Here is a 24682-nt window from a genome sequence, read left to right as displayed (position 1 = left end):
AGGAAAAATTATGAAAATCATAAAACGCGCTTTGACTTTTGAAGATGTTTTGCTAGTTCCTCAATATTCTGAGGTTTTACCTAAAGAAGTAGATATTAAAACAAGGCTTACAAAAAATATCACCTTAAATATGCCTTTGATTTCAGCTGCTATGGATACAGTTACTGAACATAGGGCAGCTATCATGATGGCAAGGCTTGGTGGTATAGGGGTAATCCATAAAAATATGGATATAGCTTCACAAGTTAGAGAAATAAAAAGAGTTAAAAAAAGTGAAAGTGGCGTGATTATGGATCCTATTTATATAGGGCCTAAAGCAAGTGTTAAAGAAGCACTAGAACTCATGGCCGAATATAGAATTTCAGGCGTTCCTGTGGTAGATGAGAATAAAACTTTAATAGGAATTTTAACTAATCGTGATTTGAGATTTGAAACTAATTTTGATAACTTAGTAGAAAATGTAATGACAAAAATGCCTTTAATCACTGCTAAAAAAGGCTCTACTTTAGATGATGCAGAAAGGATTTTTTCTACTAATAAGGTAGAAAAGCTCCCTATTGTAGATGAAAATAATCACTTAGAAGGCTTAATCACTATAAAAGATTTAAAAAAACGCAAAGAATATCCAAATTCAAATAAAGACGCTTATGGAAGATTAAGAGTGGCTGCAGCTGTGGGTGTAGGTCAGCTTGATCGCGTAAAAGCTTTAGTGGAAGCTGAAGTTGATGTTATAGTAATGGATAGTGCGCATGGACATTCTAAAGGGATTATTGATACATTAAAAGCGATTAAAGCTGAGTTTAATGTAGATGTGATAGTAGGAAATGTTGCAAGTGCAAAAGCGGTTAAAGATCTATGTGAAGCAGGTGCGGATGCTATTAAGATAGGTATAGGACCTGGTAGTATTTGTACTACGCGTATTGTTTCAGGTGTAGGTGTGCCCCAAATTTCAGCTATAGATGAATGTGCGATAGAAGCAAGTAAATATGGTGTGCCAGTAATCGCTGATGGGGGTATAAAATATTCAGGCGATATTGCAAAAGCTATTGCAGCAGGTGCAAGTAGTGTGATGATAGGTTCACTTTTAGCAGGAACTGATGAGAGCCCAGGTGAGTTATTTACTTATCAAGGAAGACAATATAAGAGTTATCGTGGTATGGGAAGCTTAGGTGCTATGCAAAAAGGAAGTTCAGATAGATATTTCCAAGAAGGTACAGCTCAAGATAAACTTGTGCCTGAAGGAATTGAAGGTAGGGTGCCTTATGTAGGAAGTATAAAAAGTGTAGTGCATCAACTTTTAGGTGGGCTTAGATCTTCTATGGGTTATGTAGGTGCAGTAGATATCAAAGCTTTCCAAGAAAGAGCTGAATTTGTAGAAATCACCGCAGCAGGATTAAAAGAAAGCCATGTGCATGATGTAACTATCACTGCTGAAGCACCAAATTATAAGGTAAGTAATTAATGGAATTTGAAGATCACATTAAACAAGCTGAGCTTTCTTTGGAAAAACTTAACGATAAAGATCTAGACCTTAAAACTTGTGTGGAAATTTATAAAGAAGGTTTAAAAAGTATCAAACAAGCAAGAACTATGCTTGAAAATGCTAAATTAGAAATCGAGCAAGTAGATGAGTAGTGTTGTAGCTTTACAATTTCCCACTTTGGCTTTGAGCGAATCAAGGCTTGATTATTATCTAAAAGCTGCTAAAGAAAGTGGTGCGAATTTGGTGGTTTTAGGTGAGTATGTTTTAAATAGCTTTTTTAGTGAGCTAAAAACTATGCCAAAAAGTATGATTAAAGAACAAAGTCAAAGCAAAAAAGCAAGCTTGATAAAACTTGCTAAAAAGTATGAATTAAACATTATTGCACCTTTCATAAGTGTAGAAAATGATGGCTTAAAAAAACTATGCTTAAAAGTAAGCCCACAAAATGTAAAAGCGTATGAGCAACAAATTTTAATGCCTTATGCACACTGGAATGAAGAAAAATTTTTTAACAATAAAAAAACTGATAAACTTAAACTTTTTACTTTCACACATGAGGGCTTAAAATGTGCTTTGCTTTTTGGCTTTGAGGCACATTTTGATATCTTTTGGCAAATGATTATGAAAAAAAAGATAGACCTAGTCATCATTCCTACAGCTAGTACTTTTGAAAGCAATCAAAGATGGCTAGAGCTTTTAAAAACAAGAGCCTTTTTAAACTCAACAAGCATTTTAAGGGTTAATCGCATAGGTAATTTAAAGCAAGAAAATGAGTGGAAATTTTATGGAGATAGCTTTTTTATCAATGCTTTTGGAGAGGTGCAAGAACAACTTGGCGATCAAGAAGAAATGCTTGTAGTAGAAGTTAGCAAAGCAAATGAAGCTAGAAATTTATGGGGTTTTGATAAGCTTATCAAAAATTATGAAGAATAAAATTTATTTTAGTTTTTTAGAAAGTAAAAACAATGAGTAGATTTTATCTCTAAGGGCTTTTTATATTTTATTTTTAGTAAATAAATGATAGAATTTTGCCTTAAATTTTCAAAAAATTTGAGGCAAGAATGCAAAAAATTCATTTTATAGGTATAGGCGGTATTGGAATTTCAGCTTTGGCGAGATTTTTAAAAGAACAAGGCTTTAAGATTAGTGGTTCTGATATCAAAGAAAGTAAAATCACAAAAGAATTAGAAAAAGAAGGTATAGATATAAAAATTCCTCATCATAAAGACAATGTCAAAGATGTGGATTTAGTGGTGTATTCAGCTGCTATCAAAGAAGACAATGAAGAATTAATCAGCGCAAAAAAACAAAACATCACAACACTTTCAAGAAAAGAAGCCTTGCCTATGATTTTAAAAGACAAAAGAGTTTTTGCAGTTGCGGGAGCTCATGGCAAAAGTACAACTTCAAGCATTTTAGCAAGCTTGATAGAAGCTTCTGTGATTATTGGTGCGGTGCTAAAAGAAAGTGGCACTAATATGCTTTATAAAGAAAGTGAAAATCTCATCTTTGAAGCTGATGAGAGTGATAGTTCTTTTTTAAACTCAAATCCTTATTTGGCTATAGTGACTAATGTTGAAGCGGAACATTTGGATCATTATGGAAACGATCTTGCAAGATTACATAAAGCTTATGAAGACTTTTTGCGTTTGTCTAAAATTCAAGTGATTAATGCTGAAGATGAGTTTTTATCAAGTTTAAATTTAAATAACGCTAAAAAGCTTTACCCAAGTAAAGATATCACAAATATTTATATGAAAGTAGAAAATTTTAAGCCAAAAACCTATTTTACACTTAAAGATTTAGGTGAATTTAGTGTTTTTGGTATGGGTGAGCATGTAGCGATGGACGCTGCTTTGGCTATTTTGGCTGCGAGTGAATTTATAAACATAGAAGAGTTAAAAACTAAGCTTTTAAAATATCAAGGGATTAAAAAAAGATTTGATATTTTGTTTGCAAATGAAAATATGGCTTTGATTGATGATTATGGACACCATCCAACAGAAATCAAAACAACTTTAAAAGCAGCAGGTGAGTATGCAAGGCTAGCTGGGTATGAAAAAATCATAGCTATTTTTGAGCCTCATCGCTATACACGTTTAAGTGCAAATATAGAGTATTTTAGTGAAGTTTTAGCAAATGTTGATGAGCTTTATATTTTACCTGTGTATGCAGCAGGAGAAACTAAAATAGAAATTAATATGCAAAAATACTTTCCAAAAGCTAAATTTATAAAAGAAATTAAAAGAGAAGAAAGCGCTATTTATCTTGATGATGAGTTGATTGAAAATGGTTTGGTAATAGGCTTTGGTGCGGGAGATATAAGCACAAAGCTTAGGGGTAAGTATGTTTAAGATTTTTTTATATACCTTAGCTTTTTTTGCGATTTTACTTTTTTTTGTTTTTTTACGTAAAAAAATAGGTAAGATTAGTAATTATCTTTTGATTTTAGTGTTGATTTTAATGATTGCTTTTGCGATTAAATTTGAGTTAAGTGCCACAAGAAGTGGGGTTTTAAAAAAAGAAACACTCAATGCATTCTTGCAAGGACAAAGTTTAATTTGTAAAGATATTAATGTCACTAAAGAGTATTTTAACTTTGAGCATGGAACGCAAAGTTTTATTTCAAATGGTAAAAATAAACAATTTAAAGCCTATGTTTTTGATATAAAAGATTGCAAGGTAGATAAATAATGCAAGAGCAATTTTTTAAAAAGCTAGATTTAGATGGCTATATAGAAGACTTTAGGGGACTTTTTGCAAGAGATAAAGAAATTTTTTTACAAGGTGATAGCAAGCTTCATTATAAAAGGATTAACGAGCTTTCGCTGATTGATTTTAATCCTCCTCCTATGATAGAAGAGTTAAATAGTGCTTTAACTCATCTTAGCAAGCAAGGAATTTTACATTTAAGTCAAAGCTTTGAATTTATTAAAATCTGTATGTATTTTAGATACTTAAAGGGCTTAAAATTTGAAGAAAGTTTAAAAGAATGGCTTTTAAAAATAGAAATTCCACAGGTTATTTTAGAGCTTTTTGAGTATTTTGATGAAAAGGGTGAGATTAAAGAAAGTGTTGATGAAAGACTTGTTAATCTAAATTTAGCTCTAAAAATGAAAAAAGAAAGCTTGGTAGCTGAGTTTAAAAAACTTACCTATACTAAAAGTCTTAGTGCGTATTTAATCGATACTCAAATCCATCTTATCGATGGTATGGAAGCCTTGCTTTTGCGCGGTGGGTTTAATCATGTCTTAAAAGCAAAAATCATAGGTAGAAGTAGTGGTGGTGGATTTTATGTGGTGCCTTTGAGTGTAGAAAAAATCCAAAGTCAAATAGATGAAATCAAAGATGCCAAAGAAGAAATTTTTTATGAATATGCTAAAAAAATCAGTTTGGTTTTTTATAAAAATTTGATGTTTTTGAAATTTATCAATAATGCTTTTGATTTATTTGATCATTATAGCGCTAGAGTTTTGATGGCTAAAAAACATGATTATGAGTTTGTTTTAGCTGATAGTTCTAATAATTTAAGCTTATATAACTTCGCACATCCAGCTTTAAAAAATGCAAAAAGTGTTAATATAGAATTTAATAAAAAAGTTTTAATCATCACAGGTGTAAATGCAGGTGGTAAATCTATGCTTTTAAAAGGAATTTTAAGTGCAGCTTTACTTGCAAAGCATTTGCTTCCTATGAAGATTAATGCACAAAAAAGCCAAATAGGAAATTTCAAGGAATTTGATGCGATTTTAGAAGATCCGCAAAATGTAAAAAATGATATTTCTACTTTTGCAGGAAGAATGTTGCATTTTTCTAAGCTTTTGGGTAAGAAAAATGTTTTATTAGGGGTTGATGAGATAGAGCTTGGGACAGATTTTGAAGAAGCTGCGTGTTTATATACTGAGCTTATTTCTAAGCTTTTAGAGCAAGATAATAAAATCATCATCACAACCCATCATAAACGCCTTGCTATGCTTTTGGCCAAAAATTCACAAGTAGAACTCATCGCTGCTTTGTATGATGAGGAACTATCACGCCCAAAATATGAGTTTTTAAAAGGCACCATAGGTAAATCTTATGCATTTGAAACGGCTTTAAGATATGGTATAAGTGCAAATTTAGTGCAAAATGCTAAAAAGCTTTATGGAGAAGATAAAGAAAATTTAGAAGAAATGGTAAGTAAAAATATCAATCTTGAACTTTCTTTGCGTAAGAAAAATGAAGAACTTGAGAAAAAAGAAGCCAAAGTAGATGAAATTTTACTTTCACTCAAAGATCAAAAAGAAAAAAATGAGCAAGAATTTAAAAAGCTTATTTCTAATTTAGAATTTAAATATCACAAAGCCATAGAAGAAGCTAAAAAAACGATAAATCTAAAAGATATCAAAGAAAAACAAAGAAGTTTAAACAAAGCCAATGAACTTAAAAAAAGTATTGTTTTACCAAGTATGGGGCAAAATGAAGAGCTTAGAGTTGGGGATTTTGTAAAATATGAAAAAATCAAAGGTAAAATCACTGCAATTTCAAAAAACGATGCGATGATTCAAAGTGATGGTTTGAGTTTGCGTGTACCATTAAAGTTGCTTAAAAAAAGCAATCAAACCCCAACACAAAATGTAAAATCAAGTGTTAATATAACCCGCCCAAGTGCTTTAAATATGACTTTAGATTTACACGGCTTAAGAAGTGATGAGGCACTTGAAAGATTAGATAAATTTATCTCTGATGCTTTGATAGTAGGTTTTGATGAGGTGATAGTTTATCATGGTATAGGCACGGGAAAACTAGCTTTTGCGGTAAAAGAGTTTTTAAAAGCTCACAAAAGTGTAAAAAGCTTTAATGACGCACCAATTAATCAAGGTGGCTTTGGTGCTAAGGTGGTTAAGCTTTAAGTAAAATTATAGTAAAACCTTTAAAACAATAATGAGGTTTATTGAATGAAACAAGTGATGATTTTAAGCGGAGCAGGTTTGTCTGCTCCAAGTGGTATAAAAACTTTTAGAGCTAGTGGTGGATTATGGGAAGAGCATGATGTGATGGAAGTTTGCTCAGCAACTGGCTTTAGAAAAAATCCTAAAAAAGTTTTGGAATTTTATAATAAAAGAAGAAAAGAACTAGCTAATGTTAAGCCAAATCACGCACATGAAATCATCGCTTTATTAAAACAAAAATTTCCAAAACAAATTAGCATTTTAACGCAAAATGTAGATGATTTGTTAGAGCGAGCAGGCTGTGAAGAAGTGGTGCATTTGCATGGCTTTTTACCTGAGCTTAGGTGTTTAGAGTGTGAAAATATTTTTAACATAGGCTATGAAAGTAGTGATGATAAAATTTGTCCTAAATGTCAAAGCAAAAGTGTAAGGCACAATATCGTGATGTTTGAAGAAATGGCACCAAATTATAAAATTTTATATGAAAAATTACAAAATTGCGATTTATTTGTATGTATAGGTACAAGCGGGCAGGTTTTGCCCGTGGGAGAGTATGCAAGAGTATGTAAGCAAAGTATATTAAATAATCTTGATGAGGATAAATATTTAGAAAGTAATTTCATAAAAGTTTATATAGAAGATGTTTGTACAGCCATTGATAAAATCAAAATCGATATAGAAAATCTCTTGGAAGAAAAATGTTAGAAGTAATCTTACAAGGCATAGTTTTAGGTATGGGTGTGTCTGTGCCTTTTGGACCTGTAAATATTTTGATCTTAAATACTGCTTTATCTTCTTTTAAAAATGCTTTTTGCGTTGGACTTGGTGCTTTAAGTGCTGATATACTTTTTTTGATTTTGATTAATCTTGGGCTTTTAAGCTTTGCAAATAATGAATTTTTTTATAAAATACTAGCTGTTTTTGGCTTTTTCTTTTTGAGTTTTATGGTATTTTTAATGCTAAGAAAAACAAGAAAAGTCGATCTTAACAAGGTAAATAAAACCCATCCTTTAAAAGGTTTTAGCAAGGGATTTTTCTTAAATGTTACAAATCCTTATGTGATAGGCTTTTGGGTGAGTGTAGCAGGACTTAGCATGCAGAGTAAGAACTCTTTTGCCTTGCTTTTTGGTTTGGTGGGTTTTATTGTGTTTTGGATTTTTACTTTATCGTTTTTTGTGTCTAAATTTAAAGCCCTTGTAAAAAACAAACATATATTTTACATTAACCTTTTTTCAGCATTTATTTTAGAGTATTTTGCTCTTTCTATGCTGTATAAAGCTTTTATAGGATAAAACATGCAAGTAGTTGAAATTTTTAAAGAATTGAGCAAATTTAAATCCATCACTCCAGATGATGATGGAGCGTTAAATTATATCGCAGTGGAGTTAAGTGATTTTGAAGCTTTTTTTATAGAAAAAGAAGGTGTGAAAAATCTTTTGCTGACTAAAAAATTTAGTGATGATGGCGAGCATTTGGCTTTTGGCGGACATGTGGATGTAGTGCCTGCGGGAGATGGTTGGAGCAGTGATCCTTTTGAGCCTTTAGAAAAAGATGAGTTTATTTATGCAAGAGGCGCACAAGATATGAAAAGTGGCGTGGCTGCTTTTATGTGTGCGGTTAAGGAAGTAGAAAATTTTAAAGGAAGAATTTCATTAATTTTAACAAGCGATGAAGAGGGTGAGGCTAAATTTGGTACGCTTGAAGTGCTTAAATTTATGCAAGAAAAAGATATGCTACCTGATTTTGCTGTGGTTGCTGAGCCAACTTGTGATAAAAAATTTGGAGATAGTATTAAAATAGGGCGTCGTGGTTCTATCAATGCAAAATTACTCATCAAAGGTAAGCAAGGCCATGTAGCATACCCGCAAAAATGCATTAATCCTGTGCATAATTTTGCTTCAGCTTTGAAATTTTTAGCAGGATTTGATCTTGATCCAGGTGATGAGGTATTTACACCATCTAAAATTGTCATTACTGATATACGCGGTGGTATGGAAGTGTGCAATGTAACCCCAAATGATTTAAAATTGATGTTTAATGTGAGAAATTCTCCACAAACTAGCATTGAAGATATAAAAGCTTATGTAGAAAAGACTTGCGAAGGGCTTGATTATGAGTTATGTTTGGAACAAAGTTCTAAGCCTTTTTTAACACAAAGTGATTCTAAAATCGTACAAAAACTAAATGAAAGTGTGCAAAAAATCACTCAAGTAGTGCCAGAACTTAACACCAAAGGTGGCACAAGCGATGCAAGATATTTTGCTGAGTTTGGCGTGAAAGTAGTAGAATTTGGCGTGTGCAATGATAGAATTCATGCTATTGATGAAAGAGTGAGTATAGAAGAGCTTGAAAAATTGTATTTAGTTTTTAAAGATTTATTAGAGAATTTTAACTAGAAAAAAAGCATGGATATAATAGGAATTTAGAGTAGCCTCTCATTTAAGAGTACCTTGCAGCTACCGGCAAGTTAGCCCTCTAAACTTCTAAAATTATATCATTAATTTTTTAAAATGGAGTTAATAGGAAGTAAAATGTCTTTTGAGCTTGATGTAAGTAGCTATGAAAAAATAGAAAAGCTATTTATCAATTTTAAATTAAAATGTGATTTTAAATTTAGAATGATAAAAGGGATCAATGTTTTGCATTTTGGATATTTGTGGGGAGCTTGCAAAGAAGCACAAAAGATTTTAGAAAAAAATCAAAAATGCGAAGATTTGTTTGAGTTAATTATGAAAATTTATTCCAAAAGACGCAAAAATCATCAAGCAAATTTTTTACTTTTACAATGTTATGAAAATGCTCTAAGAAGTACTTTAGCAGTAAAAATAGCAAATTTGTATAATAAGTTAGATGATGATTGGTTTAAATCTGGTGAAGAAGTTTTTAATCCTGCTTTGAAAAATCTTTTAAAAAAAGTTAAAAAGAGATGTCAAAAAATAGATGAATATAATAGTACTTGGCAAATTTTTGATGATTTTTGTTTGATTGATTTAGAAGAGATATTGATAGATCATTGGAGTGAATTTGCTTATATATTTAAAGATAAAAAAATATATAAAAATCAAGTCTTACCAAGTTTTGGCACCAAAGAACATCTTAAGACAAAACTAAGTCAAATAAGAAAAGCTAGAAATGAAACCTATCATAATAAACCTACAAAAATAAAATTTAAAAAAGATTTGGAAATTTTACTTTTGAGACTTGGTTATAATTTAGAAGATGCTATTGATATTGGAGAGATAAAAGAAGCTATTATTTTAAGATTTAATTATAATAATGCAAGCGAGTAAGTATTTTAAGTAAAATAAATAAAGGTTTTAAATGATTATCAATGGGCAAAAGCTTGAGTTAAAAGAGCTTAGATTTATGGATTATATTAAAGAAAAGCAATTAAAAATAGAATTTATCGCTTTAGAATTAAACGGAGAAATTATCCCAAGGGATAAATTTGAAAATTTAATTTTAAAAGAAAATGATAAAGCAGAAATTGTTACTTTTGTAGGTGGTGGTTGATGAGAATTAAATTTAATGGTAGTGTGATAGACACGCATTTTAAAAATACTTTGGATTTTTTTCAAAGTGTGAGTAAAAATGAAAATGATGTGTGGATAATCAATGGTTTTGCGACAAAAGAAAGTTTGGAGCTAAAAGAAAATGATGAGCTTTTTTGTATAGAAAAAAATACTTTACCCCCATATGAAGCTCTTGATGCGATGATGAGGGCAAGACACACTCCAAAACTTCATGATAAACTTAAAAAGGCAAGTGTAGCAGTGTGTGGACTTGGTGGACTTGGTTCGCATATAGCTATAAATTTAGCAAGAAGTGGGGTTGGTAGGCTTCATTTGATTGATTTTGATGTGGTGGAACCAAGCAATCTTAACCGTCAAGCTTATATAGTGGAAGACTTGGGTAAATTTAAGGCTGAAGCTTTAAAAGATCAAGTCGCTAAAATTAATCCTTTTATAGAAGTATTTGCACAAGTTTTAAAAATAGAAAAAGAAAATATAGCCGAACTTTTTATAAATGATGATATAGTCTGTGAAGCCTTTGATAATGCAAAATACAAAGCCCTTTTAGCGCAAAATTTTCACCAACACTATCCTCAAAAAACATTAATTTGTGCTTCTGGTTTAGCAGGATATGGCGATAGCAACAGCATACAAACAAGAAAAATTGCAAAAAACTTTTATGTTTGTGGTGATTTAAAAAATGAGGCAAAAGTAGGCAATGGACTTATGGCACCACGTGTAAATATTTGCGCAGGACATCAAGCAAATTTAGTTTTAGAACTTTTAGCGAGCGAGTAATGGAAAAATTAAAAATAGGAAAATATGAGTTTAATTCCAGGTTTATTCTAGGTTCTGGGAAATTTTCTTTTGAGCTTATAAAATCATCTATTGAAGAAGCAAAAGTTGAGATTATTACCTTAGCTTTGCGTAGGGTAAATGATAAAGGTATAGAAAATATACTTGATTTTATCCCAAAGCATATTAAGCTTTTACCAAATACTTCAGGTGCAAGAAATGCTAATGAGGCATTGCGTATAGCAAGACTTGCAAGAGAGCTTGGCTGTGGAGATATGATTAAGGTTGAAGTAATTAGCGATAGTAAATATTTATTACCGGATAATTATGAAAGTATAAAAGCAGTGGAACTTTTAGCAAATGAGGGTTTTATACCTTTAGTTTATATGTATCCTGATTTATATGCAGCGCGTGCTATGGCAAGTGCAGGAGCTTCTGCTATAATGCCTCTTGGAGCACCTATAGGAAGCAACAAAGGCTTAAAAACTAAAGAATTTATACAAATTTTACTTAATGAAATTAGCTTGCCTATTATAGTAGATGCGGGCATAGGAAATCCAGCACAAGCTTGCGAAGCCATGCAAATGGGAGTAAGCGCAGTGATGGCAAATACTGCCATAGCCCAAGCTAAAGATGTAGCAAAAATGGCAAAGGCTTTTGCTTTAGCTATAGATGCAGGATATAGTGCGTATTTAGCAGGCATAGCAAATGAAAGCACGCCAAGTGCAAGCTCGCCTTTGAGTGGTTTTTTAAGAGATTAAAATGCAAAAATATCCTCATATGCAAAGTATTGAAAGTGAAATTTTAACTAAGGTTTTAAAGGAAGTTGAAAATTTTGACGAAAATAAATTTAGCGCTTTTGATGTAAAACAAGCTTTAGTTAAGGATTATCTTAATATAGATGATTTAAAAGCCTTGCTTTCAAGCACAGCAGAAGATTTCATAGAAGATTTAGCACAAAAATCAAGCAAGATTACTCAAAGACACTTTGGAAATTCCATTTCACTTTTTACACCTTTATATCTTTCTAATTTTTGCAATAGCAAATGCACTTATTGTGGATTTCAAAAAGGAAATAACATTAAAAGAGCTAAGCTAAATGAGGTCGAAATTCACAAAGAAATGCAAGAGATTAAAAAAAGTGGCTTGGAAGAAATTTTACTCTTAACAGGTGAGGGTAGGGAATATGCTAGCGTAGAATATCTTGCCAAAGCTTGTGAAATAGCAAAAGAGTATTTTAAGGTTGTTGGAATTGAAGTTTATCCTATGAATGTAGATGAGTATGCACTGCTTCATGAAAAGGGTTGTGAATATGTAAGTGTTTATCAAGAAACTTATAATCAAAAAACTTATTCTAAAATTCATATTGAAGGTGAAAAAAGTGTATTTGAGTATCGTTTTCATGCGCAAGAGCGAGCGTTAAAAGCGGGTATGAGAGGGGTTGCTTTTGGAGCTTTACTTGGTATAGATGATTTCAGAAGAGATGCTTTTGCCACGGCTTTACATGCGTATTTTTTACAGCAAAAATACCCTCATGCTGAAATAGCTTTATCTATCCCTAGACTAAGACCTATTATTAATAATAAAAAAATTCATCCAAAAGATGTAAGCGAGACAAGACTTTTGCAAGTTTTGTGTGCTTATAGATTGTTTTTACCTTTTGCAAGTATTACGATTTCTACGCGTGAAAGAGCAGGATTTAGAGACGGGGTTATTAAACTTGGAGCTACTAAAATGAGTGCAGGTGTGAGCGTGGGAGTGGGTGAGCATCAAGGCGATAAAAAAGGCGATGATCAGTTTCAAATTAGTGATATGCGTAGTGTTGATGAGGTTTTAGCTATGCTAAAAAATGCAAATTTGCAAGCTATAATGAGCGATAGTATTTATGTGGGATAAAAAAATTATTGCTATTAGTGATAGTCAAAATACGCAAGGAGATTTTTTAAATTTTATTGAAAAACTAAGTCAAAGTAGTATTGATGCTTTGGTACTTAGAGAAAAACATTTAGATGAGTTAGAATATGCTAAATTAGCCAAAGAAGTATTAAAAATTTTTAATAAAACTCAAAAGATTTGCTTTTTGCATTATCATTATGAAGCTTGTTTAAAATTAAATCATCAATTTTTTCATGCTCCTTTATTTGTTTTGCAAAATTACCCACAAAGCTATAAAAAATTTGATCTTTTGGGTACTTCCATCCATTCTAAAGAAGAATTAGATTTAGCTTATAAGCTTAAAGCAAGTCATGCTTTTTTTGGGCATGTATTTAAAAGCTCTTGTAAGACTGATTTGGCTCCAAAAGGTATAAAAAATTTAAAAGATTTATTAGAAGTTTCAAAAATACCCATTTATGCCATAGGTGGCATAAATACTCAAACTATAAACCACTTAAAAGATTTAAATTTAGTAGGTATATGTATAAGAGAAGCTTTGTATAAAAGCGAAAATGTAAAAAAATATATTTTAAGATGTAAAGATCTTTTAGTCCAAAAGGACTAAAAGATTATAGCCAGAAGAAATATGCAATCACCGCAAGTGCGATTGAGCAAAAGATGTTTAATATAATACCAACTTTTACCATTTCTTGTTGTTTAATATGTCCTGTACCAAAAACTATAGCATTTGGTGGTGTAGCAACTGGTAGCATGAAAGCACAAGAAGCACCGATGGCAATGATTAAAGCAAGTCCTAAAGCAGGAACACCTAAAGTATCTGCTATAGAGATAAATAAAGGCACAAGCAAGGCTGCTGAAGCGGTGTTTGAGGTAAATTCTGTTAAAAATACTATAAAAAAGGCTACGATTAAACCTATAACAAATAAATGTCCATTTTCTATAAATGAAATAATAGTATCAGCCATAACTTTGCTAGCACCTGAATCTTTTAGTACTACACTTAGAGTAATACCTCCACCAAAGAGCATTAATACACCCCAATCGGTATTTTTTTGTATATTCTTCCAATCAATTACCTTAAAAGCACATACTAAAACAGCCGCAAGTAGGGCGATAATCGCATCAAGATTTGCTATTTTATGTCCAAAAATGCTTGTAATGATAGGACCTATATTGCCACTAAAAATCCAAGATAGAGCAACCACTAAAAAGATTATTAAAGTGATGATTCTAGGTCTTGTAAGTTCTATATTTTCAGTGTGTAAATCAACTTGTAGATTAAATTTAGGTTTGAACATAAAATACAAAATTAAAATCATTGCAGGTAAGAAGATTAAAACAATAGGAATACCATATTTTAACCACTGTGCAAAACTAATGTGTAATTGGGTAGCAACAATAGCATTTGGCGGGGTTCCTACTATAGTGCCTATACCACCTATACTTGCACTAAAAGCTATACCTAAAAGGATAAAAACATAAGTATTTCTATCTTTTTGCGGATCAAGTGAAGCTAGCATACCTATGGCAAGTGGAAGCATCATGGCTGCGGTTGCAGTATTACTCATCCACATAGACAAAAATGCAGTTGTAATAAAAATATATAAACTTGATAAACCTAAATGTCCTTTTGCTAGGGTTAAAATTTTATGTGCGATCAGTTTATCTAATTTTTGATGATGCATAGCTGCTGCTAGAGCAAAACCACCAAAAAATAAAAAGATATTTGAATCAGCAAAACCAGTTAAAGCTTTAGCAGTAGGCAATAATCCTAAAATTGCTGCTAAAACAGGTACTAAAATAGCTGTAATAGTAACATGTAAAGCCTCGCTAAGCCATAAAACGGCGATAAAGATTAATAAAGATAAGCCTTGATTCACTTTGGTTTCACCAAAAGGGGAAAAGTAAAGCAAAGCGATAAATAACACCAAATCAGCAATGACTATGAGTGTTTTTGTATTTGAACTCATTTAACAACTCCTTTAAAATATTGTAGTTTTGTAACATATTCTAAATGAATTTTCATTTAAATGTCAATTTTTATATAATTTTTTTTATATAAAATTCTTCTTGTGTGAAAAAAAGTAAGTTTTAGTAAATTTTATATGTTTTTGGTATAATTTTTGCTGTTTTAAAAAATTAAGAGATAATTCCTAAAGGAAATAAGATGTTTAAAAAAATATTTGTATTTATCTTGGCTTTGTTTTTTAGTGCTTGTGCGGTAAATTCAAAAAATCAAAGTATTGCAAGAGTTAATGAGGTTATAAAAGTTCAAGCAGAGTGCTATGAACCTTCTAATTCTAAGGCTTATGAGGCAAAAATAAAAGGTCTTTTATATATTAGCGATGTTGGGCTAAAATATTGTGGCAACAAAAGAACAATAGACAAAAGTGTTTCTTTGAAAAAAGTATATATTCACAGAGTATATGATTTAAATGAGAATTTAAAATATGCTTCTTCTGATGGATATAATTATTATATTAATGAAAATTTTAACTACTATTTTTATGTGTTTTTAAAAGAAGAATTAGAAAATAGAGGTATAGTGGTGGTTGAAAATACACAAGATTCTCCTTATGTTTTAAGGGTGGATTTAAGTTTTAACGATTTTTATTCAAAATTTGATTCTAATTCTTTATTTTCAATTATTGCTAGTCAGTTAACATTAAAAGATATTAACACTAGTAAAACTATTAATATCAAAACCAAACAAGAAGTTAAAGGTTTTTATAATATAAAAGATCTACCTTTCTTCACTCAGCTTCTTATTAAACAAGTGGCTAATAAATCCGCAGATATCATTAGTTCTTTGTGAGGTGTTTTAATTGTCATGGATTTTCCTTTGCGAGCTTTTGTCCAGCTTGCAAGGAAGAGCTTTTAGAATATTCTTTGGGTATAAGAGAACTTGAGGGAAATTTTAAAGTTTATTATTTTTATCAATATGAGCAAATTAAACATCTAATTTATTTTAAACACAAATTTCAAGGATATTTTGTTTTAAATGCGCTTGCAAAATTAAGCTTTGCTAAATTTAAAGATTTTTTTCAACCTTCTTGTGAAATTAATGCCATAGCTTTAGATGATAAAACATATAAAAATTACTCTCATACTGCTATTTTAACCAAACATTTAAAAACTCAATTTATAAAGCCTATGTATCATGCTTTACAAGCTAGTTCGCAGCATAAATATAGTGGAAAAAGTTTGCAATTTCGTAAAGATAATAAAAGAACTTATAAGCTTTTAAAGCGTCCAAAATATCCTGTAATTTTAGTAGATGATGTGGTAACTACGGGTTTAAGTTTGCTTGAAGCAAAAGAGTTTTTAGAAAAAAATAATATCGAAGTACTTTTTGCTTTAGTTTTAGCTAATGCAAAATTTGATACAATATAGGCATTAATTTTAAGGATTTTTATGGAAAATATTTTTACTAAAGATTCAGATATTGAAAATATAGATATAGAAAGTTCTATAAAAAGTAGTTATTTAGATTATTCTATGAGTGTTATTATAGGCCGTGCTTTGCCTGATGCTAGAGATGGGCTTAAACCTGTTCATAGAAGAATTTTATATGCTATGAATGATTTAGGTGTTGGAAGTCGTAGTGCTTACAAAAAATCAGCACGTATAGTGGGCGATGTAATTGGTAAATACCATCCACATGGTGATACAGCTGTATATGATGCTTTAGTAAGAATGGCGCAAGATTTTTCTATGCGTTATCCAAGTGTGGATGGGCAAGGAAACTTTGGTTCTATTGATGGTGATGGTGCTGCTGCGATGCGTTATACTGAAGCTAGAATGACAATTTTAGCTGAAGAGCTTTTGCGTGATATAGAAAAAGACACAGTTGATTTTATACCAAATTATGATGATTCTATGAGTGAACCTGATGTTTTACCTGCTAGGGTGCCAAATTTATTACTTAATGGTTCAAGTGGTATTGCAGTAGGTATGGCTACTAATATTCCTCCGCATAGTTTGAATGAGCTTATTGATGGTTTGCTATATTTAATTGACAATAAAAATGCAAGCTTAGAAGAAATCATGCATTTTATCAAAGGCCCTGATTTTCCAACCGGTGGTATTATTTTTGGTAAAAAAGGTATTATAGAAGCTTACCGTACAGGTCGTGGTAGGGTAAAAGTAAGAGCAAAAACCCATATTGAAAAAAGAGCTAATAAAGATATTATCGTCATAGATGAACTTCCTTATCAAACTAACAAAGCAAGATTAATAGAGCAAATTGCTGAACTTGCTAAAGAAAAACAAATCGAAGGTATTGCTGAAGTTAGAGATGAGAGTGATAGAGAAGGAATTCGCGTGGTGATTGAACTAAAACGCGATGCTATGAGTGAGATTGTGTTGAATAATCTTTTTAAATCTACCACTATGGAAAGTACTTTTGGTGTGATTATGCTTGCTATACATAACAAAGAACCAAAAGTTTTTTCTTTAATCGAGCTTTTAAATTTGTTCTTAAATCATAGAAAAACTGTAATTATTAGAAGAACGATTTATGAATTGCAAAAAGCTAGAGCTAGAGCACATATTTTAGAAGGTTTAAAAATTGCACTAGATAATATCGATGAAGTGATAACCTTGATTAAAAATTCTCCTGATAATCCAACGGCTAAAAATTTATTGATGGAAAAATTTGGCTTAAGTGAGCTTCAATCAAACGCGATTTTAGATATGAAATTAGGCCGTTTAACAGGACTTGAGAGAGAAAAGATTGATAATGAATTAAGAGAATTATTAGCAGAAATTGAAAGACTTGATCAAATTTTAAAAAGTGAGACTTTACTTGAAAATTTAATTAAAGATGAGTTAAAAGAAATTAGAACTAAATTTGATGTGCCAAGAATCACCCAAATTGAAGATGATTATGATGATATTGATATAGAAGATTTAATACCAAATGAAAACATGGTAGTTACTATCACGCATCGTGGTTATATTAAACGTGTTCCAAGTAAGCAATATGAAAAACAAAAACGTGGTGGCAAAGGCAAGGTTGCGGTTACAACTTATGATGATGATTTTATAGAAAGCTTCTTTACAGCAAACACGCATGATACTTTGATGTTTGTTACTGATCGTGGACAACTTTACTGGCTTAAAGTTTATAAAATTCCTGAAGGAAGTAGAACTGCTAAAGGTAAAGCCGTGGTTAATCTTATTAATCTACAAGCAGATGAAAAAATCATGGCAATTATCCCAACCACTGACTTTGATGAAAGTAAATCATTGTGTTTCTTTACAAAAAATGGTATCGTAAAACGCACAAATTTAAGTGAGTATCAAAACATTAGAAGCGTGGGTGTAAAAGCGATTAATTTAGATGAGAATGATGAGCTCGTTACTGCAATTATTGTAGCAAGAGATGAAAATGAAATCGCAAATATAAATGCAGATGAAAATTTAGAAATAGATGAAAATCTAGAAAATGAAAGCAGTGAAAATAGTGAAGAATTAGAAAATATTACTAGTGGTAAAATGCTTTTTGCGGTAACTAAAAAAGGTATGTGCATTAAATTCCCACTTGCTAAAGTTAGAGAGATTGGTCGTGTAAGTAGAGGGGTAACTGCGATTAAATTTAAAGAAAAAGATGATGAGGTTGTGGGAGCTGTTGTTATAGAAAATGATGCCCAAGAAATTTTAAGCGTAAGTGCCAAAGGCATAGGCAAGCGTACTGATGCTGGAGAATACAGACTTCAAAGCAGAGGCGGCAAGGGTGTTATTTGTATGAAACTTACTGCTAAAACAAAAGACTTAATCGGTATAGTTATAGTTGATGAAAGTATGGATTTAATGGCATTAACAAGCAGTGGTAAGATGATACGCGTTGATATGCAAAGTATTAGAAAAGCAGGTAGAAATACAAGTGGTGTAATTGTTGTTAATGTTGAAAACGATGAGGTTGTAAGCATTGCTAAATGTCCTAAAGAAGAAGATGAGGAATTAGATGCTGAAGCTAATATGGATTTAAATTTAGAATAGTAAAATTTTTGGAATGCTTTTTGCTGTTTTAATAAAATCAAATAAATTGAAGGTGTAAAAAATGAAAAAAGTTGTTTTTATGTTTTGTTTGGCTTTGGGTTTTAGTGCATGCGCACTAGATCAAAGAGGTGTGAATCCAAATCAAACTCAAGCTGCTCAAGCTTCAAGTTCTGATGTTGTGATTCAAAAGGTTGATAAAGATGATGTGCGTAATATCATTAGAGAAGAAAAAATGCTTGCAAATGATACAAGTACAGACAATGATCTAACTTTTACAGCAGTGGGTGAAGGTATTGCTCCTTTAAATACAGTTTCTGTTGGTCAAGCTTTAGCTTTAGCTAAAAGAGCAGCAATCACTGATGCTTATAGACAATTAGCTAGTAAGTTATATGGTGTAAGAGTTAATGGTAAAGATACAGTAAAAGATGCAATGCTTAAAAGTTCAACTATCACAGCACAAGTAAATGGTTTGATTAAAAATGCAAGTGTAGTTGATCAAGACTTTAAAGATGGTCTTTATAGAGTAAATGTAGAACTTAAAATCGATGCTGACAAGTGGAAAGAATTGTTTGCTTATTAATCCTTATATTTTTTAATGCTACTGCCCAAGATGAATTTATATTTTGGGCAGAACTCTCTAATAAAAATTTTATCCTCTATCATCAAAATGAAACTATTTCTATGGCTATGACTAAAAGTAAAAATAAAAATTTAGAATATGCTTGTGAGTTAGTATATACACCAAGTGATTTAAAATCTTTAGTACGCAATGATTTTGGTATGGTGGATGAAGAGAAAATGACAAAGTTAGATAAATTTAACTTTTTAAATGCTCATAAAAATGATTTAATTGATTGCTTTTTTAATTCAAAAATAGATGTAAAAGACTTTGTAAAAAGCGAGCAAGCAAGCGCACAAAGTGAAACTTATGTAAGAATTTTGCCTTTAAGATTTATAGTTGAATTTCACGATAATAGTGCCTTTGTATATTATCTTAAATGAATACAAAGCTAGCTTTTATAAAAATCAAGTTAAAATACTTAAAAAAATATTAAGAGTAGAAAATGCAAAAAAGTATTCCTCATTATTTATTATTTAAATATTTGCGTTTTGATAAAGATCAGCCTTTTATCATGCTTTCAAAAATTTTAGCCTTTTTAGGTGTAAGCATAGGTCTTTGCGTGCTTTTAGTTGCAATGGCTATCATGAATGGCTTTGATAAAGAATTTGAGAGAAAACTTTTTACGATGAATTATCCTATCACTATATTACCGCGTTTTGGAGCAAGTGTGGATGATAAATTATTGCAAGAATTAAGAGCTAAATTTCCAAATTTATTATTTAGTCCTTATATTGCTACTCAGGTTATAGCAAGAAATGATTTAAAATTAGAAGGCGGTATGCTTTTTGGGGTTAATTTTGAAGATGAAAAAAAAATTAATGAAGTTGTAGCGCAAGCTTTAGAAAATAAAAAATTAGACAATTTTGATATTTTAATTGGCAAGGGTTTAAAGGATGAATTTGGACTTGATTATAATGAAAAAATAACTCTAATTTTTTCAAATCTAAATGCTAGTGGACTTTCACTCATTCCACAGGTTAAAAGATTTGATGTTAAGGCTGATTTTTCTTCAGGATTATTAGCTTATGATAAAGCTTATATGTATACAGATGCTAAAGCCTTAGCTAAAATTTTATCATATCCCCAAGGAAATTATGATGGAGTGCATGTGTATTCAAATAAACCTTTTGAGGATATTAAACAAATTGAAGCTTTTTTGGGTGCAAGGTATGCTAGCATAGGTTGGTGGGAACAAAATGGGAATTTCTTTGCAGCGCTTGCTTTAGAAAAAAGGGCGTTGTTTATTGTGTTGATGTTGATTATTTTGGTCGCAAGTTTAAATATAGTAAGCTCTTTGTTGATGATAGTGATGAATAGACGTAGCGAAATAGCTTTATTGCTTTCCTTAGGAGCTAGTAAATTAGAGATTAAAAAAACCTTTTTTTCTTTAGGTTTTTTAATAGGTGGAAGTGGCATTATAGCAGGTGTGATTCTTGCAGCTATAGCTTTGTGGGTGCTTGGAAATTTTGACATTATTTCATTGCCAAGTGATGTTTATGGTATGAGTAAATTGCCATTAGAACTTTCTTTAGTTGATTTTTGTGCTACACTTTTTGGTGCTATTGTGATAGTGAGTTTATCTTCTTATTATCCTGCCAAAAAAGCAACTCAGGTAGATATTTTAGATACTCTAAGAAACGAATAAATTGTAAAAATTTATTCGTTTAAGAATTTTTGAATTTCATTAAAAAAGTTTTCATAGCTAATATCTTTGATGGTTTTAATAAATTTTCCATTCTCATCGATCAGATAAAATTCACCACTATGTGCTATAGAATATCCCATAGCAGAATTTTTAAGATTGATTTTTTCATATACTACGCCATAATTTTTAGTAACTTTTTCTAATTCTTTTTCATCTTTAGCAACCAAAGCAGTAGAATTTGGATAAAAATATTTTACCCATTGACTAGTTTGAGTTAGATTGCTATCTCTTGCTGGATCTAGTGAGATAAATACTACATGAGCTTTTTCCTTGTTTGGCATTTTTTCTAAAACATTAGCAATCAATGCAAGCTCACTAGGGCAAACATCAGGACAATATGTATAACCAAAATATACAATCAATTTTTTACCGATAAAATCTTTTAAACTAAGCATGCCTTTTTCAGAATTTAAGTGAAAATTGTATTTGTTATTTTCAAAATACTGCACAGATATAAAAAACACCCCAAAAATTACCACAATTAATAAAAAAATATTTATTTTTTTCATATTTTACCTTTTTACATCAAAGTCAAAATAAAAATCTAGCGGAGCTTCATCATCAAAAAGTTCTATTCTAAAACGCATTACATCTAGTGTGCAAGAACTTAAAACTAATTTAGCATGGTAAGTGTTGTTGATTTTTTTAAATTGTGGAACAATATCTCCCATATACATATTAAGTCCATAAACTCTAGCATTTAGTTTTTTAAACTCACCTAAATTAGTGATATTTAAATCAAGCTCGTTTAATGCGGCTATAGGCTTTGGATTTAAATTTACCAATACCTTTTTATCTTTAAAATTATACTCACACTCTTGAGCGTTTAGATCACATGTTAAAGGCGTTAGAGTGGTGATTAACTCTCTTTTTTTTCCAGAATTTGATGAGTTAGTATAAAAATAAGCCCCGCATATAGCAAAGATTATAGCTAGGGCAAAGACAAGTAGATTTTTCATTATTTTTTAATGCTTCTTGACTTGATGTCTTTTAATTCAATTGTGCTATTATCATCAAAATAAAGCGTTAAATTAGCTTTGGTTTGTGGTGTGATATTTTCTTTAAGATTTAATACCATAATATGCTTACCACCTGGTTTAAGTTCAGTGCTTGATTTTGCTTTTATAGTAATTTGAGGAATTTGCACCATCATTTTTTTACCATTTTCCACGATATGATCATGAATTTCAGTCGTGTCACTTAATGAGCTTTGAGCTTTTATTAGTTTTATATCTTTATCAGAGTTATTTTTAAGCTCTAAAAAAAATGCTGTGGTTTTAGAATTTGGTGGAGTTTGTCTTACATAAGGATCATTTATGGTAACTTCGTTTGCGATAGCAAAAGCACTTAATATAGTTAAGCTAAGTAATTTTTTCATTATTTTACCTTTATTGTTTTTTAATCAATTATAAACATTATACACGGAAAAAATTAAAAATATATTTATTGTAAAAATATTATAATTATCTCTTTGTTGTTTTAAATTTTAGTAGAAAGGTATAAATTGTTTAAAATTATATTAGCATTATTTAGTTTAGCCATATTTGCAAATGCAAATAATCTTGCAAAAATTTATTTAAATCAAGGTATTGATGCAGTTGAAAAGGTGCTAGAACAAGAATTAAGTAAAAAAGATTTTTGGCTTGATGAGATAAAAGATAAAAATGTTAGCCTTGGTTATTATGAAGAAAATGTTGCAATCGTTTTAACTAATAAAAGCGATAAGATTATTAGAGTTTATCATTATAATGATGGAAAAGTAGAAAAGAAATTTATTCAAAAAGATGTTTTAACCGGTTTAGCGGGTGATAAAGAAATAGAAGGAGATTTAAAAACTCCTATAGGTTTTTATGAGCTTGGAAAGAAATTTTATCCCGGTGATCCATATTATGGACCATTTGCTTTTGCAACAACTTATCCAAATGTTTTAGATAAAACTTTAGGTAAAACAGGCGGGGGAATTTGGATTCATGGTTATCCTTTAGATGGAACGCGTTTAGATACTTATAAAACTAGAGGTTGCATTGCTGTGCAAAATGATTTGCTAGAAGATTTTAATAAATTAGTAGCTGATAGAAAAGCTTATGCAATGACAGAAGAAAAAAATAAAGTAAGAGCAAATCATGAAGAAGTTGCTATTTTGTTAGCAAATTTATTTGCTTGGAAAGACAGTTGGCAAAAAAGTGATATTAATAAATACTTGTCTTTTTATGATAAAAATATATTCAAGCATAAAAATAAATTTTCATATGAGCAGTTTGCAAAAAACAAAGAAAGAATTTTTGCCAAAAAAGAAGAAAAAACTATTAAATTTTCAGATCTTAGCATAAGTCCTTATCCAAATGAAAAAAATGAAAAGATTTTTAGAATAGGGTTTTATGAAGACTATCGTAGTACTAATTATAAATTCAAAGGGGAAAAAGTTCTTTATGTTAAGTTAGTTGAAGACAAAATGCAAATTTTAGCTGAGCAATAATGGCTTATATAAAAATCGATCGCTTAGCTTATGAGTATAATCTTGATCTAATAGCTTCTAAGGCTGGAGGTTATGAAAAAGTAATCTGTGTTTTTAAAGATAATGCTTATGGACATGGAGCTAAGCTTTTAGCTCCTATAGCTAGAGCAAAAGGTATAAATTTTATAGCAGTAAAAAACGAAGCTGAAGCAAAAGAACTTGAAAATATTTTTGATAATATCTTAATTTTATCTCATCATCCACATGGTGATGAAAGTGAAAAATTTATTTATGCCTTAAATGATAAAAATGATATAAAAAAACTCAAAAAAAATACCAAAATTCATTTAGTTATAGATACAAATATGCATAGAAATGGAATTTTACCTGAAGAAATTCAAGAAGTGATACAAGAGCTAAAAAGCAATAATTTGATACTTCATGGAGTGATGATGCATTTTGCAGGAAGTGATGAAATAGACGCAAGTTACTTTGTGCAAAAGCAAAAATTCCAATATGCTAAAAAAATAATTTATAATTTATTGCGGGAAGAAGCTAAAAAATTAGTGTTTCACTCTCATAATTCTGAAGCCTTATTTAGAGCAAATGCTTTAGAGATTGATGAGTATTGTAGAGTAGGGCTTGTGCAATTTGGTTACGCATATTTTAACAAAAACTTGCGCAAGGTTTTGAGTTTATGGGCTGAAAAATTAAGCCAAAGAGTGTTAAAAAAAGGCCAAAGTGTTGGCTATGGTGGAATGTATAGTGCAAAAGAAGATCTTGTAATAGCAACTTATGATTTAGGTTATGCAGATGGACTTTTACGTTATGATGGAAAAAAAGATTTTTTTCTTCCTAATGGAAAAAAAATACTTGGAAAAATGTCTATGGATAGTTTTTCTTGTGAAAATAGTGGTGATGTAATTTGTGTTATGAATGATGCAAATATTATGGCTAATTTTTTTAATACAATTAATTATGAAATTTTAGTCAAACTTTCTCCAAGTTTAAAAAGAATTGTAATTTAAGATAAAAAATACTAATATATCTTTAGAAAGGCGAAATATGGCATTTTTAAATTGGGCTATTTTGATTTTATTTTTATTCATAGTGTTTTTGCTAATTAACCGTTATGAAAGAAAAATGAAAATTTTATATAAAAATATAGAAATCTTAAAAAATGAGTGTAAAAAAAATAGCGAAAATATAGAACAAAATAGAATTTTGATAGAAAAAAATAGATCAAAAATTGAAGATATAAAAAATCAAGATTAATAAAA

Annotated in this window: 28 protein-coding genes; 24 read left to right on the top strand and 4 right to left on the bottom strand. The window is 30.5% G+C overall.

Going from position 1 to position 24682, the window contains the following annotated elements; translation table 11 throughout:
• The first annotated feature begins 10 nt into the window (after positions 1 to 10).
• The 15 genes from guaB (at position 11) to CD56_RS05915 (ending at position 13221) form a co-directional block, all read left to right on the top strand.
• The gene (gene guaB / locus CD56_RS05985) at positions 11 to 1462 is read left to right on the top strand and encodes an IMP dehydrogenase (RefSeq protein ID WP_039618890.1); all 1452 of its coding nucleotides are present in this window, start codon (positions 11 to 13) and stop codon (positions 1460 to 1462) included.
• Positions 1462 to 1635, top strand: coding sequence for an exodeoxyribonuclease VII small subunit (xseB, locus tag CD56_RS05980; protein ID WP_039628709.1), 174 nt, complete (start codon positions 1462 to 1464; stop codon positions 1633 to 1635). The genes guaB and xseB overlap by 1 nt, the downstream gene beginning before the upstream one ends.
• Entirely contained in the window at positions 1628 to 2416 is a 789-nt protein-coding gene (locus CD56_RS05975; RefSeq protein ID WP_047208493.1) for a carbon-nitrogen hydrolase family protein, read from the top strand. Before xseB ends, CD56_RS05975 begins: the two co-directional genes overlap by 8 nt.
• Before the next feature lie 128 nt (positions 2417 to 2544).
• On the top strand, positions 2545 to 3837 hold the full coding sequence (gene murC, locus CD56_RS05970; protein ID WP_047208492.1) for a UDP-N-acetylmuramate--L-alanine ligase: 1293 nt from the start codon (positions 2545 to 2547) through the stop codon (positions 3835 to 3837).
• The gene (locus CD56_RS05965) at positions 3830 to 4177 is read left to right on the top strand and encodes a hypothetical protein (RefSeq protein WP_047208491.1); all 348 of its coding nucleotides are present in this window, start codon (positions 3830 to 3832) and stop codon (positions 4175 to 4177) included. The genes murC and CD56_RS05965 overlap by 8 nt, the downstream gene beginning before the upstream one ends.
• Positions 4177 to 6375, top strand: coding sequence for an endonuclease MutS2 (locus CD56_RS05960; protein WP_047208490.1), 2199 nt, complete (start codon positions 4177 to 4179; stop codon positions 6373 to 6375). Before CD56_RS05965 ends, CD56_RS05960 begins: the two co-directional genes overlap by 1 nt.
• Positions 6376 to 6420: 45 nt before the next feature.
• Positions 6421 to 7119, top strand: a complete 699-nt coding sequence (locus CD56_RS05955) for an SIR2 family NAD-dependent protein deacylase (protein WP_047208489.1) — start codon at positions 6421 to 6423, stop codon at positions 7117 to 7119.
• Positions 7113 to 7706, top strand: a complete 594-nt coding sequence (locus tag CD56_RS05950; RefSeq protein ID WP_039628698.1) for a LysE family transporter — start codon at positions 7113 to 7115, stop codon at positions 7704 to 7706. The genes CD56_RS05955 and CD56_RS05950 overlap by 7 nt, the downstream gene beginning before the upstream one ends.
• A 3-nt stretch (positions 7707 to 7709) precedes the next feature.
• A complete protein-coding gene (gene dapE / locus CD56_RS05945; RefSeq protein ID WP_047208488.1) occupies positions 7710 to 8810 on the top strand; it encodes a succinyl-diaminopimelate desuccinylase in 1101 nt (366 codons plus the stop codon).
• Positions 8811 to 8945: 135 nt separating this feature from the next.
• On the top strand, positions 8946 to 9704 hold the full coding sequence (locus CD56_RS05940) for a hypothetical protein (RefSeq protein WP_052243108.1): 759 nt from the start codon (positions 8946 to 8948) through the stop codon (positions 9702 to 9704).
• A 31-nt stretch (positions 9705 to 9735) separates the two neighbouring features.
• Complete coding sequence (gene thiS / locus CD56_RS05935; RefSeq protein ID WP_039618872.1) at positions 9736 to 9927, top strand: sulfur carrier protein ThiS; 192 nt, start codon at positions 9736 to 9738, stop codon at positions 9925 to 9927.
• Positions 9924 to 10724 (top strand): thiamine biosynthesis protein ThiF, encoded by an 801-nt coding sequence (gene thiF, locus CD56_RS05930; protein WP_144411994.1) that lies wholly within the window; start codon positions 9924 to 9926, stop codon positions 10722 to 10724. Before thiS ends, thiF begins: the two co-directional genes overlap by 4 nt.
• Positions 10724 to 11482 (top strand): thiazole synthase, encoded by a 759-nt coding sequence (locus CD56_RS05925; protein ID WP_047208486.1) that lies wholly within the window; start codon positions 10724 to 10726, stop codon positions 11480 to 11482. The genes thiF and CD56_RS05925 overlap by 1 nt, the downstream gene beginning before the upstream one ends.
• A 1-nt stretch (position 11483) precedes the next feature.
• On the top strand, positions 11484 to 12617 hold the full coding sequence (gene thiH / locus CD56_RS05920; RefSeq protein ID WP_047208485.1) for a 2-iminoacetate synthase ThiH: 1134 nt from the start codon (positions 11484 to 11486) through the stop codon (positions 12615 to 12617).
• Complete coding sequence (locus CD56_RS05915; protein WP_047208484.1) at positions 12607 to 13221, top strand: thiamine phosphate synthase; 615 nt, start codon at positions 12607 to 12609, stop codon at positions 13219 to 13221. Before thiH ends, CD56_RS05915 begins: the two co-directional genes overlap by 11 nt.
• 4 nt (positions 13222 to 13225) lie before the next feature.
• Here CD56_RS05915 and CD56_RS05910 read toward each other — a convergent pair whose 3' ends face one another.
• Positions 13226 to 14587 (bottom strand): DASS family sodium-coupled anion symporter, encoded by a 1362-nt coding sequence (locus tag CD56_RS05910; protein ID WP_039628687.1) that lies wholly within the window; start codon positions 14585 to 14587, stop codon positions 13226 to 13228.
• Between the two features lie 197 nt (positions 14588 to 14784).
• Here CD56_RS05910 and mapA point away from each other — a divergent pair, with 197 nt between their 5' ends.
• From mapA to CD56_RS05880, 6 genes are all read left to right on the top strand, one after another.
• Positions 14785 to 15432, top strand: a complete 648-nt coding sequence (gene mapA, locus CD56_RS05905; protein ID WP_047208483.1) for an outer membrane lipoprotein MapA — start codon at positions 14785 to 14787, stop codon at positions 15430 to 15432.
• A complete protein-coding gene (locus tag CD56_RS05900; protein WP_039618858.1) occupies positions 15429 to 16010 on the top strand; it encodes a ComF family protein in 582 nt (193 codons plus the stop codon). The genes mapA and CD56_RS05900 overlap by 4 nt, the downstream gene beginning before the upstream one ends.
• A 21-nt stretch (positions 16011 to 16031) precedes the next feature.
• Positions 16032 to 18620, top strand: a complete 2589-nt coding sequence (gyrA, locus tag CD56_RS05895; RefSeq protein WP_047208482.1) for a DNA gyrase subunit A — start codon at positions 16032 to 16034, stop codon at positions 18618 to 18620.
• Positions 18621 to 18681: 61 nt separating this feature from the next.
• Positions 18682 to 19200, top strand: coding sequence for an LPP20 family lipoprotein (locus tag CD56_RS05890; RefSeq protein ID WP_039641979.1), 519 nt, complete (start codon positions 18682 to 18684; stop codon positions 19198 to 19200).
• On the top strand, positions 19176 to 19622 hold the full coding sequence (locus tag CD56_RS05885; protein ID WP_039618852.1) for a hypothetical protein: 447 nt from the start codon (positions 19176 to 19178) through the stop codon (positions 19620 to 19622). The genes CD56_RS05890 and CD56_RS05885 overlap by 25 nt, the downstream gene beginning before the upstream one ends.
• A gap of 62 nt (positions 19623 to 19684) precedes the next feature.
• Entirely contained in the window at positions 19685 to 20887 is a 1203-nt protein-coding gene (locus CD56_RS05880) for an ABC transporter permease (protein WP_047208481.1), read from the top strand.
• Between the two features lie 11 nt (positions 20888 to 20898).
• Here CD56_RS05880 and CD56_RS05875 read toward each other — a convergent pair whose 3' ends face one another.
• Genes CD56_RS05875 through CD56_RS05865 form a run of 3 tightly spaced genes read right to left on the bottom strand, consistent with a single transcriptional unit; the run spans position 20899 to position 22325 of the window.
• Positions 20899 to 21456 (bottom strand): SCO family protein, encoded by a 558-nt coding sequence (locus CD56_RS05875; RefSeq protein WP_047208480.1) that lies wholly within the window; start codon positions 21454 to 21456, stop codon positions 20899 to 20901.
• Positions 21457 to 21459: 3 nt separating this feature from the next.
• A complete protein-coding gene (locus CD56_RS05870; protein ID WP_047208479.1) occupies positions 21460 to 21906 on the bottom strand; it encodes a hypothetical protein in 447 nt (148 codons plus the stop codon).
• Positions 21906 to 22325 carry a copper chaperone PCu(A)C gene (locus CD56_RS05865; RefSeq protein WP_039618845.1) on the bottom strand — a complete coding sequence of 140 codons (420 nt, stop codon included), beginning with the start codon at positions 22323 to 22325 and terminating at the stop codon, positions 21906 to 21908. Before CD56_RS05865 ends, CD56_RS05870 begins: the two co-directional genes overlap by 1 nt.
• A 126-nt stretch (positions 22326 to 22451) precedes the next feature.
• Between CD56_RS05865 and CD56_RS05860 the strand changes: the two genes are divergently transcribed.
• Genes CD56_RS05860 through CD56_RS05850 form a run of 3 tightly spaced genes read left to right on the top strand, consistent with a single transcriptional unit; the run spans position 22452 to position 24677 of the window.
• On the top strand, positions 22452 to 23423 hold the full coding sequence (locus CD56_RS05860; protein ID WP_039641969.1) for a L,D-transpeptidase family protein: 972 nt from the start codon (positions 22452 to 22454) through the stop codon (positions 23421 to 23423).
• A complete protein-coding gene (locus CD56_RS05855; RefSeq protein ID WP_047208478.1) occupies positions 23423 to 24430 on the top strand; it encodes an alanine racemase in 1008 nt (335 codons plus the stop codon). Before CD56_RS05860 ends, CD56_RS05855 begins: the two co-directional genes overlap by 1 nt.
• A 37-nt stretch (positions 24431 to 24467) precedes the next feature.
• The gene (locus tag CD56_RS05850; protein ID WP_039618841.1) at positions 24468 to 24677 is read left to right on the top strand and encodes a hypothetical protein; all 210 of its coding nucleotides are present in this window, start codon (positions 24468 to 24470) and stop codon (positions 24675 to 24677) included.
• Positions 24678 to 24682: the final 5 nt, after the last annotated feature.

The organism is Campylobacter lari (assembly GCF_001017575.1).
Taxonomy (GTDB): Bacteria; Campylobacterota; Campylobacteria; order Campylobacterales; family Campylobacteraceae; genus Campylobacter_D; species Campylobacter_D lari_C.
The sequence above is the reverse complement of the archived record's forward strand: the minus strand, read 5'-3'. Positions and strand labels throughout refer to the sequence as shown.

Coding starts and splice junctions, on each gene's coding strand:
- CD56_RS05865 (WP_039618845.1), bottom strand. CDS start 22,325: ATGAAAAAATTACTTAGCTTAACTATATTAAGTGCTTTTGCTATCGCA.
- CD56_RS05880 (WP_047208481.1), top strand. CDS start 19,685: ATGCAAAAAAGTATTCCTCATTATTTATTATTTAAATATTTGCGTTTT.
- CD56_RS05875 (WP_047208480.1), bottom strand. CDS start 21,456: ATGAAAAAAATAAATATTTTTTTATTAATTGTGGTAATTTTTGGGGTG.
- CD56_RS05870 (WP_047208479.1), bottom strand. CDS start 21,906: ATGAAAAATCTACTTGTCTTTGCCCTAGCTATAATCTTTGCTATATGC.
- gyrA (WP_047208482.1), top strand. CDS start 16,032: ATGGAAAATATTTTTACTAAAGATTCAGATATTGAAAATATAGATATA.
- xseB (WP_039628709.1), top strand. CDS start 1,462: ATGGAATTTGAAGATCACATTAAACAAGCTGAGCTTTCTTTGGAAAAA.
- CD56_RS05925 (WP_047208486.1), top strand. CDS start 10,724: ATGGAAAAATTAAAAATAGGAAAATATGAGTTTAATTCCAGGTTTATT.
- mapA (WP_047208483.1), top strand. CDS start 14,785: ATGTTTAAAAAAATATTTGTATTTATCTTGGCTTTGTTTTTTAGTGCT.
- murC (WP_047208492.1), top strand. CDS start 2,545: ATGCAAAAAATTCATTTTATAGGTATAGGCGGTATTGGAATTTCAGCT.
- CD56_RS05960 (WP_047208490.1), top strand. CDS start 4,177: ATGCAAGAGCAATTTTTTAAAAAGCTAGATTTAGATGGCTATATAGAA.
- guaB (WP_039618890.1), top strand. CDS start 11: ATGAAAATCATAAAACGCGCTTTGACTTTTGAAGATGTTTTGCTAGTT.
- CD56_RS05950 (WP_039628698.1), top strand. CDS start 7,113: ATGTTAGAAGTAATCTTACAAGGCATAGTTTTAGGTATGGGTGTGTCT.
- CD56_RS05955 (WP_047208489.1), top strand. CDS start 6,421: ATGAAACAAGTGATGATTTTAAGCGGAGCAGGTTTGTCTGCTCCAAGT.
- CD56_RS05910 (WP_039628687.1), bottom strand. CDS start 14,587: ATGAGTTCAAATACAAAAACACTCATAGTCATTGCTGATTTGGTGTTA.
- CD56_RS05965 (WP_047208491.1), top strand. CDS start 3,830: ATGTTTAAGATTTTTTTATATACCTTAGCTTTTTTTGCGATTTTACTT.
- CD56_RS05975 (WP_047208493.1), top strand. CDS start 1,628: ATGAGTAGTGTTGTAGCTTTACAATTTCCCACTTTGGCTTTGAGCGAA.
- dapE (WP_047208488.1), top strand. CDS start 7,710: ATGCAAGTAGTTGAAATTTTTAAAGAATTGAGCAAATTTAAATCCATC.
- CD56_RS05890 (WP_039641979.1), top strand. CDS start 18,682: ATGAAAAAAGTTGTTTTTATGTTTTGTTTGGCTTTGGGTTTTAGTGCA.
- CD56_RS05850 (WP_039618841.1), top strand. CDS start 24,468: ATGGCATTTTTAAATTGGGCTATTTTGATTTTATTTTTATTCATAGTG.
- thiS (WP_039618872.1), top strand. CDS start 9,736: ATGATTATCAATGGGCAAAAGCTTGAGTTAAAAGAGCTTAGATTTATG.
- thiH (WP_047208485.1), top strand. CDS start 11,484: ATGCAAAAATATCCTCATATGCAAAGTATTGAAAGTGAAATTTTAACT.
- CD56_RS05915 (WP_047208484.1), top strand. CDS start 12,607: ATGTGGGATAAAAAAATTATTGCTATTAGTGATAGTCAAAATACGCAA.
- CD56_RS05940 (WP_052243108.1), top strand. CDS start 8,946: ATGTCTTTTGAGCTTGATGTAAGTAGCTATGAAAAAATAGAAAAGCTA.
- CD56_RS05855 (WP_047208478.1), top strand. CDS start 23,423: ATGGCTTATATAAAAATCGATCGCTTAGCTTATGAGTATAATCTTGAT.